Origin of the sequence: Actinomadura sp. 6N118 (genome assembly GCF_044326415.1) — a bacterium.
Classification (GTDB): Bacteria; Actinomycetota; Actinomycetes; order Streptosporangiales; family Streptosporangiaceae; genus Spirillospora.
The window spans coordinates 218,552-226,834 of the sequence record NZ_JBIRAZ010000019.1; the positions used below are offsets into that span (position 1 = coordinate 218,552).

The window sequence follows — 8,283 nt, forward strand, 5'->3', positions numbered from 1 at the left end:
GAGACCCCCACCCCATGAAACTCCGCGCCCTCGCCGCCGTCGCGGCGCTGCTCACCACCGCCGCCGCATGCGGCGGCGGATCTTCGGGCAACCAGAACTCGCACGCGCTGCGCATGACGATCTGGACGTCCAACGACGCCCACCTGAAGCTCTTCAACGACATCGCCGCCGACTACAAGAAGACTCACCCGGACATCACCGAGATCAAGTTCGATTCGATCCCCGTCGAGTCCTACACCACCACCCTGACCACGCAGTTGGCCGGAAAGAAGGCCCCCGACCTGGCCTGGATCCTGGAGAGTTCGGCACCCGACTTCGTGGCGTCCGGCGCGCTCGCGCCGCTCAAGTCGAAGGTCGAGAACGGCGCGGAGCTGGTGCCGTCCATGACGAAGTTGTGGGAGAAGGACGGCGAACTGTACGCCTACCCGTTCTCCACCTCGCCGTTCGGCGTGTTCGTCAACACCGACGCGCTCACGAAGGCCGGGCAGGACTCCCCGCAGAAGCTGATCGAGTCGGGCGACTGGACCTGGGAGAAGGTCGCGGCCGTCAACGCCGCCGTCGCCGCGAAGGGCGGCAACGGGCTCGTCATCCGCGACTTCGACTACAAGAACTGGGACAACCTCGCCTCGGTCTGGACGGGCTGGGGTGCCAGTGCCTGGAGCGCGGACGGGAAGACGTGCGGGTTCAACAGCCCGGAGATGACCGAGGCGATGACCTTCCTCCACAAGGCGATCTTCACCGACAAGGCGGTGCCGGGCCCCGGCACCACGGTCGACTTCTTCACCGGCGACGCCGCGATGACGATCACCCAGATCTCCCGTGCGTCGCTGCTGAAGGACGCGAAGTTCGGCTGGGACCTGGTTCCGCTGCCGTCCGGGCCGAAGGGAGAGTACTTCGTGATCGGCCAGGGCGGGCTCGGCGTGCTGAAGAAGTCCAAGAACGCCGCCGCGGCCGCAGACTTCCTCGCCTTCTTCACCAACCAGGCCAACTCGGCCAAGCTCGCGGCCTACTTCCCGCCGCCACGTTCCTCGCAGCTCAACGCCGAGACCCTGGCCAAGAGCAACCCGCTGCTCAAGCGCGACCAGCTCGACAAGGTCGTCGTGGCGGGGATCGGCAAGGGCGTCGTCAAGCCGAGCCACACCGGGCAGGCGGAGCTGGCACAGACCGTCCGGGCGGCGCTCGACCCGCTGTGGAAGCCCGGCGCGAACGTGAAGTCGGTGCTCGACGGGGTCTGCACGAAGATCCAGCCACTGCTGGGATCGTGATGTCCACGACCGAGTTGCGGACCCGGGGGGTGGCGGCGGCCAAGGCCGCCCCCCGGGGCTCCTACTGGACGATCCGGCGCCGCGACAACCTCGTCGGCTACCTGATGGCCGCGCCCCAGCTCATCGGCACGGTGGTGTTCGTGCTCGTGCCGCTCGGGCTGGTGTTCTGGTACAGCCTCCACGAGTGGAACGTGCTCGCCGCGACGTTCGAGTTCACCGGCGGCGAGAACTACCGCAAGCTCGTGGACGACCCGAAGCTGCGGTCGGTGCTCGGCGCGACCGTGCTGTTCTCGATCGGGCTCGTGGTGCTCAACCTGACCTTCGCGCTGGCGCTGGCCGTACTGCTCAACCAGCGGCTGCGCGGGACGGTCCTCTTCCGGACCGTGTTCTTCTCGCCGGTCGTGGTCTCGCTGGTCGCCTGGACGATCGTCTGGCAGTTCCTGCTCCAGTCCAACGGCGGGGTCAACGGGCTGCTCGACGCGGTCGGGGTGACCGGGCCGAACTGGCTGCGCGGGGAGTCGACCGCGATGGCGTCGGTCGTGGTCGTCCAGGTCCTCAAGAACGTGGGGCTCAACATGGTCCTGTTCCTCGCGGCGCTCCAGGGCGTCCCGCGGCAGTTGTACGAGGCCGCCGAACTGGACGGGGCCGGGACGTGGACCCGGTTCCGGCGGATCACCCTGCCGCTGATCAGCCCGACCGTGCTGCTGACCTCGATCATCACCGTCGTGGGGTCGTTGCAGGTGTTCGCGCAGATCGCGGTGCTCACCCAGGGCGGGCCGGGAACGTCGACGACCGTGCTCGTCTACTACCTGTATCAGCAGGCATTCCAGTTCCACCACTTCGGGTACGGGGCCACCCTGTCGATCCTGCTGTTCACGATCGTCGCCGCGCTGACCTTCCTGCAGTGGCGGATGCGGCGGAGGTGGGTCTTCCATGAGTCGTAGAACGAGACTGTCCCTGTACGGCCTCATGTTGGTGCTCTGCGTGCCGTTCGTCTTCCCGACCTGGTGGATGGTCACCGCCTCGTTCCAGCCAGCCGCGGACGTGTTCGACTTCCCCACGTCGCTGCTGCCCAGCCGGTTCGATCTCACGGCGTACCGGCAGGCGGCCGAGCTCCAGCCGTTCGCGCGGCAGTATTTCAACAGCCTGTACATCGCACTGATCGTCACAGCAGGGACGATGATCGTCTCAGCCATGGCCGGATACGCCTTCGCGCGGATTGAATTCCCGGGGCAGAACGTCCTCTTCGTCGTGGTCCTGACAGGGCTGCTGATCCCGAGCGAGGTGACGATCGTCCCGCTGTTCCAGATGTTCCAGAAGGCGGGGATGGTCGACACGCACTGGCCGCTGATCCTCGTGCCGGTCCTGGGAGCGCCGAGCGTGCTGGCGACCTTCATCATGCGGCAGTTCTTCATCACCCTGCCCGACGAACTGGAGGACGCCGCCCGGGTGGACGGCCTCGGCCGCTTCGGGACCTTCTACCGGGTCGCGCTGCCCCTGGCCAGACCCGCCCTCGGCGCCGTGGCGATCTTCACTTTCCTGCACTCCTGGAACCTCTACCTGGAGCCTGTGGTGTTCCTGTCCTCGAAGGACATGTTCACCCTGCCGCAGGCGCTCACCCAGTTCGTGGACGCCTACGGCGGGCCGATGTGGAACGTCCAGCTGGCTGCGGCGACGATGTCGACCCTGCCGATCCTGCTGGTGTTCGTCCTGGCTCAGCGCCAGTTCATCGAGGGCTTGGCCCATTCGGGCCTGAAGGGCTGAGCCAGGCCGTACGGCATGATTCTCGCGTTTGGGATCTGGACCAGCGCCGCATGCTCGGCGAGCCGTTCGGCGAACCCGTGTTACTGCTCGTTCCCGCGTTCGGGGAGCCAGTCGTGGGCAGGGTCGTACTCCAGCCAGCGGTTGCGCGCCGCCTCCGCCACGAAGGCGTTGATCAGGGCGTCCAGCAGCGGATGGTCGGCGTTGCTTCGCCAGAGCAGTGACCAGGCGTACAGCGGTGTGGGATCCGTCAGCGGGACCGAGCGGAGCGCTGGATGGGGTGGGAGGGGCACATCTGCGGGCAGCAGCAAGAAGCGACGGGAGTCGGCTGCCAAGTCCGAAAGGAAATGGTCGAGACCCAGGTTCGTGCCCTCGACGTGGTCTCGGATGTCGAACCGTTCGGCGAAGCGGTGGAGGAAGTCGAGCCGGTGGAGCGGCCCCGGGGCGAAGAGCGCACTGCCTTGTAGCTGCTGCGGCCGGATTGTCGGCGCGTGAGCCAGGGGGTGCTCCACGCTGAGGACTGCGTCTACTGGCTCCAGGCGTACCAGGCGGTGGGTCAGCCCTGCGGGCACGGGAGGGTGAACGCGGCCGAACGCGGCATCGATGTCGCCGTGCTGCAGCGCGGCAGTCACCGACGGCAGGTCGCGACCGTGTCCGAGTTCGAGGCGTGACTCGCCGCGGGCTGCCACCTGCGCCAGTGTGCGCATGGGCGCGTACAGGTGACCCCAGATGTCGACGCGCAGCGGGCGGTGCGCGTCCAGTACGGCGGCGACAGCCAGATCCGCGGCGGCCAGCGTTTGCCGGGCCGGTTCGAGGAACCGTTGCCCGGCCTCGGTGAGCCGCACTCCCTGCCCGCCGCGTTCGAACAGGCGCCGGCCGAGCGCGGCCTCCAGGCGGGCCACCCGCTTGGACAGCGCCTGCTGCGAGATAGCCAGTTCTTCGGCGGCGTGGCCGAAGTGCAGTTCCTCGGCGGCCAGCACGAACGCGCGCACCTGCGCCAAGTCGAGATCCACGGCCTCACCTTAGGTGACAACCGATGGTTGTCGGCCTTTCCCGTTCGTTGTTGGATCACCCGGCCCCAGTGCCGGTGTCATGACCGGCATGCACAGATTGATTCCCACAGGTGATGCGGCGCGTCCCGTGGAGTTCGCCCAGGACGCTCAGCCCGTTCCGGCCCCGGATGAGGCGTTGATCAGGGTCGAGGCGTTCGCGCCGAACCGGGGAGAGACGTTCCTGCTGGAAAAGCCCCGTCCTGGCCTGCTGCCCGGCAAGGACGTCGCCGGCCTGGTCGTGCAGGCTGCCGCCGACGGCTCGGGACCGGCGGCCGGAACCCGGGTGGTGGGCCATCCGCCGGAGGGCGGCTGGGCCGAGTACGTGGCCGTGCCCACCCACTCCCTCGCCGTCCTGCCCGACGAGATCGGCGCCCTCCAGGCGGCGGCCCTGCCGCTGGCCGGGATCACTGCGCTCCGGTTGCTCCGAACCGCAGGCGTGCTGATGGGACGGCGCGTGTTGCTGACCGGTGCCTCCGGTGGCGTGGGGCACTACGTGACTGAGCTGGCCGCCGCAGCAGGGGCGGAGGTGACTGCGGTAACGGCCACGCCGGAACGTGGCGCGCGTCTCCAAGAGCTCGGCGCGGTGGCGGTTGTGCAGAACGTGGCCGACGCGCAAGGTCCGTTCGACGTGGTGCTGGAGTCCACGGGCGGCGGGGGGCTGCCTGTCGCGCTCGCCAAGCTGGCTGCGGCAGGCACGCTGATCTGGTTCGGCCAAGCCAGCCGTACCTCGGTGACGCTGGATTTCTTCGATTTCTTCGCAGGTCCGGAAAACGCCGCCATCCGGCATTTCCACTACGCGGGCGCACCGTACGGCCACGATCTGGCCACCTTGGTGCGCCTGGTGGCCCGTGGGCGGCTGCACCCGGAGATCGGACGTACCGCCGCCTGGAGCCAGACCGCCGAGGTCCTGGTCGACCTGCGAGAACGCCGCATCCGTGGCAAGGCCGTCCTGACGATTGGAGGAGCACGATGAGTGTCGCCATGATGAGCGTTGCGGATTTCGCCGCCGCCAATTTCTCGCGCGCCACCGGAGCCGGGCTGGACGCGCACGAGTATCAGCGCGTCACCGGCGAGCTTGCCGACCTGAACCAGTGGGGCGAAGCCCTGATGCGCACCGCACGCGCGCACCTGACGCGCGCAGAACAGGCGGCCACTGCGATTTCGGCGGGCGAGCATTACCAGGTGGCCGCGCGCTGGTTCCACTTTGCCACCCTGGGGCCGCAGGCGACGGTCACAGCTGAGGTGGATGCCGGGGCGGCGGTCGAGGCGGATGCCGCCATGGGTCTCGCGCTGAAGCTGCTAGAGCCGCACGCGCGCCGGATCGAGGGTCCAGGTTTCGCCGGCTGGTTGCGAGGCCCGGCTGATGCGGCGGCAACCGTCGTCGTCGTGCCCGGGCTGGACTCCAGCAAGGAGGAGTTCCACGACGTGATCACAGCCTTGCTGCTCCGGGGCCTGGCCGTATTCGCCATGGACGGACCGGGGCAGGGCGTACTCGCGGCCAGCTCCACCGTCCGGTCCGACTACCACCGGGTGACGGCGCAGGTGATCGACGCGCTCGGCGTCGAACGTGTGGGGCTCATAGGGCTCAGCCTCGGCGGCTACTACGTCGCCGAGAGCGCCGCCCGCGAGCCGCGCGTTGCGGCCGCTGCCACTGTCAGCGGCCCCTTCCGGCTTGATTGGGACGTGCTGCCGCCTCCGGTACGACAGATCCTCATCCAGCGCGCCGGAGGACAAGAGGCCGGCCGTAACTTCGTACGCCAGGTGGACCTTTCCGCCCTCGCTGCGCAGATCACCTGCCCACTGCTGGTGGTGGACGGCGGGCTCGACGTCATCCCCGGCGTGACCAACGGCGAGACGCTGGCACGCCTTGCACCGCGCGGCGAGTACGTGTTCATCGCCCATGGCGACCACCTGCTCGGCAACGCCCGCCCTGACTGGCTGGCGGCGACCACTGATTGGATCTCGGAACAACTCACATGACTCCGCTCCACCGGCAAACGGACGGCCGGTAGGCCAGCCGGCCGAGGGCCGACCGGCGCTGTGTGCCGCACACCAGGGGAAGGTCGCGGTCAGTTGGCGCTGCGCTGGAAGGATGAGCGGTAGTCCCGTGGGCGTTGTCCGGTGTGTTTGGCGAAGAGAGCGGCGAATGTTCCGGGGTCCCTGTAGCCGACCGTGGTGGTGATGCCGGCGACGGTTCTGTCGGTGGTCTCGAGGAGATGGCGGGCGCGGCGGACGCGCGACGACTGCAGGTAATCGAGGGGACTCTGGCCGGTCTCGTCTGCGAACCGCCGCAGCATCGTCCGGGTGCTGACATTGAACGCGTCGGACAGTGTGGCGAGGTCGTATGGGGCGGCGAGGTTCTGGTCGAGCCAGCGCATGACCCTGCGGGAGAACTCGTTGCCGGGCTGCGGAAGAAGTCGAGCGTCAACGTACGGGGCCTGGGATGATCGCGCATCGTTGATGAGCGCCACCCGCGCGGTTGTCCGTGCCACACCGGCACCGTTGTGCTCGCGGATCAGTTCCAGCGCGAAGTCGTACATGGCACTGAAGGCCGCCGTCGTCGTCACACCGGTGTCGGTGACGACCAGACGTTCGGGTCGGATATCGGCGTTCGGGCAGCGTTGAGCCAGTTCGTCCGCGTGGAGCCATGCCGTCGTGGCCCGGCGTCGGTTGAGCAGTCCAGCCTCGGCGAGCAGGAACGCACCGACACAGATCGAGACGACGGCGTTGCCCGCGGTTGCGTGTGAGCGGATCACGGCGACTTCGGGTGCGAGTGCCGCGAGCTTGGCGTCCACGTCGAGGCCCGGCGCGAACTCGAACCCTGGCACGACAAGGACGTCGAACTCGCGCAGCGGAGAGACGTCCAGTGCCGCACCACCCGACGCGGCGACGCGACGACGAGGCGACACAATCGACACCTCGTATCCGGCATGGTCCGGGCCGGCAGTGTGCGTGGCCATCGTCAACAGATCGGGTACGCCGAACACCTCGGACGCGAAGCAGCCTGGATAGGCCAGGACACCAACCCGCAGCGCGCTCACGCTCACCTCCTCGCCGCCTTGGCGAGATTACCCCTATATATGGCGATCTGGCCTAGGGTCCAATGCGGGCACATCAGTCCACGCTGGGCACCATGAGTGCTGCCAACGGACGCCTTGACGACGCGATCACGGACTTCTCCCGCCGACTCGTGGACGTGGACGGGGTGGTGAAGACGGTCTACGCCGCGGGTTCCGGGCCGGCCGTTGTGCTGATGCCGGAGATGCCAGGCATCAGTCCTGACGTTCTTCGACTGGCGCGCTGGGTACGGGATGCGGGCTTCACCGTCTACGTCCCCTCGCTCTTCGGGATCGACGGCGCCTATCCCACTGCCGAGGATGGGGAGAAGATTGCCCGTCGCGCGTGCGTCAGTGCAGAGTTCCGTGCGTTCGCCGGGGGCGGCACCAGTCCCGTCGCGGCGTGGCTACGCGGCCTCGCGCGCCAAGCTCACGCCGACTGCGGCGGGCCGGGAGTCGGCGCGATCGGACTGTGCTTCACCGGCAACTTTGCCCTCACCATGGCGCTTGAGCCGGCCGTCATCGCGCCAGTGGTCAACCACCCTTCATTGCCGCTGGACGACCCCGCCGGACTCGAGATCAGCGACGAGGACGCACGCGCGGTCCGAGACCGCATCGCACGCGATGGACTGAAGGTTCTGGCCTACCGCTTTGACAACGACCGCTGGTGCACCGGCCAGCGCTTTGCCGCCTACCAAGCACTTCTCGGCGACGCCTTCGACGGCCGCGTCCTTCCGGGCAGTTCGGCCAATACCAATCCGCCCCCGTTCTTCCGCGACGTGGTCGAAACGCCCCACAGCATTGTCACCGCCCACCTCGTCGACCAGGGCGGGCATCCCACGCTGAAGGCCAGAGACGACATCCTCGCCTTCCTGACCGACCGCTTGATCCCGGCTGGACGATCGTCACGACCTGTAGAACGATCTTGATCAGCCGCCGCAGTCGCGACTCGTTCAGAACATCGGGAAACTCGCCCTGGACCTCCCATGAGGAAGACCCGGGGGGGTCGACGAACATCGGAACTGTGATTCTTGATCCAGGTGATCCGGCTGGGTTGGGTTGCTGCCAGGCTGTCGCCGGTACTCGGGCATGACCCGCATCGGAACTGGCGCCTACGGGCTGCCTTGTTTTCGAGATGTCTGCCGGGGT

Annotated in this window: 8 protein-coding genes; 6 read left to right on the forward strand and 2 right to left on the reverse strand. The window is 67.9% G+C overall.

What is annotated here, in order from left to right:
- Nucleotides 1-14: 14 nt before the first annotated feature.
- From ACH34W_RS39600 to ACH34W_RS39610, 3 genes are read left to right on the forward strand one after another with little or no spacing between them, the layout of a single operon-like run.
- Nucleotides 15-1,265, forward strand: a complete 1,251-nt coding sequence (locus ACH34W_RS39600; protein WP_395966326.1) for an extracellular solute-binding protein — start codon at nt 15-17, stop codon at nt 1,263-1,265.
- Nucleotides 1,265-2,209 carry a carbohydrate ABC transporter permease gene (locus ACH34W_RS39605; protein WP_395966327.1) on the forward strand — a complete coding sequence of 315 codons (945 nt, stop codon included), beginning with the start codon at nt 1,265-1,267 and terminating at the stop codon, nt 2,207-2,209. Before ACH34W_RS39600 ends, ACH34W_RS39605 begins: the two co-directional genes overlap by 1 nt.
- Nucleotides 2,199-3,029 carry a carbohydrate ABC transporter permease gene (locus ACH34W_RS39610; RefSeq protein WP_395966328.1) on the forward strand — a complete coding sequence of 277 codons (831 nt, stop codon included), beginning with the start codon at nt 2,199-2,201 and terminating at the stop codon, nt 3,027-3,029. The genes ACH34W_RS39605 and ACH34W_RS39610 overlap by 11 nt, the downstream gene beginning before the upstream one ends.
- Nucleotides 3,030-3,109: 80 nt before the next feature.
- Here ACH34W_RS39610 and ACH34W_RS39615 read toward each other — a convergent pair whose 3' ends face one another.
- Nucleotides 3,110-4,039 carry a LysR family transcriptional regulator gene (locus ACH34W_RS39615; RefSeq protein ID WP_395966329.1) on the reverse strand — a complete coding sequence of 310 codons (930 nt, stop codon included), beginning with the start codon at nt 4,037-4,039 and terminating at the stop codon, nt 3,110-3,112.
- Nucleotides 4,040-4,127: 88 nt separating this feature from the next.
- Here ACH34W_RS39615 and ACH34W_RS39620 point away from each other — a divergent pair, with 88 nt between their 5' ends.
- Both ACH34W_RS39620 and ACH34W_RS39625 read left to right on the forward strand, forming a co-directional pair.
- Entirely contained in the window at nt 4,128-5,051 is a 924-nt protein-coding gene (locus ACH34W_RS39620; protein WP_395966330.1) for a zinc-binding dehydrogenase, read from the forward strand.
- Complete coding sequence (locus tag ACH34W_RS39625; protein ID WP_395966331.1) at nt 5,048-6,058, forward strand: alpha/beta hydrolase family protein; 1,011 nt, start codon at nt 5,048-5,050, stop codon at nt 6,056-6,058. The genes ACH34W_RS39620 and ACH34W_RS39625 overlap by 4 nt, the downstream gene beginning before the upstream one ends.
- A gap of 89 nt (nt 6,059-6,147) precedes the next feature.
- Here the strand turns inward: ACH34W_RS39625 and ACH34W_RS39630 are convergent, their stop codons facing one another.
- Complete coding sequence (locus tag ACH34W_RS39630; RefSeq protein WP_395966332.1) at nt 6,148-7,119, reverse strand: GlxA family transcriptional regulator; 972 nt, start codon at nt 7,117-7,119, stop codon at nt 6,148-6,150.
- Nucleotides 7,120-7,274: 155 nt separating this feature from the next.
- Between ACH34W_RS39630 and ACH34W_RS39635 the strand changes: the two genes are divergently transcribed.
- The gene (locus tag ACH34W_RS39635; protein ID WP_395966333.1) at nt 7,275-8,063 is read left to right on the forward strand and encodes a dienelactone hydrolase family protein; all 789 of its coding nucleotides are present in this window, start codon (nt 7,275-7,277) and stop codon (nt 8,061-8,063) included.
- Nucleotides 8,064-8,283: the final 220 nt, after the last annotated feature.